General features: G+C 64.6%; 2 protein-coding genes. Both read left to right on the top strand.

Annotation, left to right across the window (positions count from 1 at the left end; genetic code table 11):
* Positions 1-864, top strand: an 864-nt coding sequence (locus tag ACWELQ_RS44885) for an alpha/beta hydrolase (protein ID WP_452403056.1), incomplete at its 5' end; no start/stop codon positions are given.
* Between the two features lie 212 nt (positions 865-1,076).
* Positions 1,077-1,286, top strand: a complete 210-nt coding sequence (locus tag ACWELQ_RS44880) for a DUF397 domain-containing protein (RefSeq protein ID WP_452403055.1) — start codon at positions 1,077-1,079, stop codon at positions 1,284-1,286.
* The last annotated feature ends 114 nt before the right edge of the window (positions 1,287-1,400 follow it).

Here is a 1,400-nt window from a genome sequence, read left to right as displayed (position 1 = left end):
GGCCGGAGCTGGCATCTGAAGGTGTACTCGGCGGCCATGGGCAAGGACGTCACCGTCGACGTGCAGCGGCCGGTCGACGAGTCGACGGCCGCGCCGAATCTCTACATGCTCAACGGTCTGGACGGCGGTGAGGGCACCGCGAACTGGAAGGCCCGGACCGACGCGATCGGCTGGCTGGCCGACAAGCAGGTCAATGTGATTCAGCCGATCGGCGGGTTCGGCAGCTACTACGCCGACTGGCTGAAACCGGATCCGCGGCTGGGCGTGAACCAGTGGAAGACCTTCTTCACCGAGGAGTTGCCGCCGCTGCTCGATGACGCCCTGCACTCCACCGGCCTCAACGCACTGACCGGTCTGTCCACCTCCGGCACCTCGGTGCTGGCCCTGGCCGAGGCCAAGCCCGGACTGTGGAAGACCGTCGCCGCCTACAGCGGCTGCGCGCAGATCGCCGACCCGGTGGGCCACCAGTTCGTCAAGTTCTCCGTGGAGGCTTGGGGCGGCGGCAACACCGACAACATGTACGGTCCCTCCGACAGTCCGCTGTGGGCGGCCAACGACCCGGTCGTCAACGCTGAGAAGCTGCGTGGCACACAGCTCTACATATCCAGTGGCAGCGGCATTCCCGTGGCCGATGACGTCAACTACTACCACTCCACCGGCGGCCCGACCTCCCTGGCCCTCGGCATGATCATCGAGGCCGCCGTCAACGGCTGTACGCACAACCTGCAGTCCCGCCTCGACTCGCTCTCCATCCCCGCCACCTTCCAGTTCAATCCGGTCGGTACCCACTACTGGCCGTACTGGGAGCAGGCGCTGCACGACTCCTGGCCGCTGCTGGCCCAGGGCATGGGTTTGACCAACTGACAAGCGCCCGAGAGGGTTTCGAGCCGCCGGGAATTGTCGGTGGGTCGCCGTAAGGTTGCGTGCATGAGGAATTCGAGGCGACGGCGAGCAAGTCCGGACGAATTCGGTTGCGCGGTAGGTGGTTCGGATAGCACTGTGGTTGGTGTCAGTGATTCACGCGAGGGCCATGGGGAGTGGCGCTCCGGGGGGAAGGAATGAATGTGAACTGCAACATGGTTCGCGGCGAGTATCGCGGCCCGAGGTTCTTCAAGAGCAGCTTCAGCTATGGTGGCGGCGATTGTGTCGAGGTCGCCCACCATGAAGGTCAGATCGCGGTACGGGACTCCAAGGATCGGCACAGCCCGACCTTGTGGTTCACCCACTCCGAGTGGCGGGCGTTCGTTTCGGGCGTTCGCGCCGGCGAATTCGATTTCGTCGAGTAAAGGGAAAGGTGGTGGGGGGGGGCGTAAACAGGGACAAACACACCCCCCCCAAAAACCGCGACCCCCCGCCAGGCCCCGGCAAAAAAAAAAATGTGGGGTGAGGGGGGGGTGATG

This window comes from Nocardia sp. NPDC004722, from assembly GCF_053601505.1.
The sequence above is the reverse complement of the archived record's forward strand: the minus strand, read 5'-3'. Positions and strand labels throughout refer to the sequence as shown.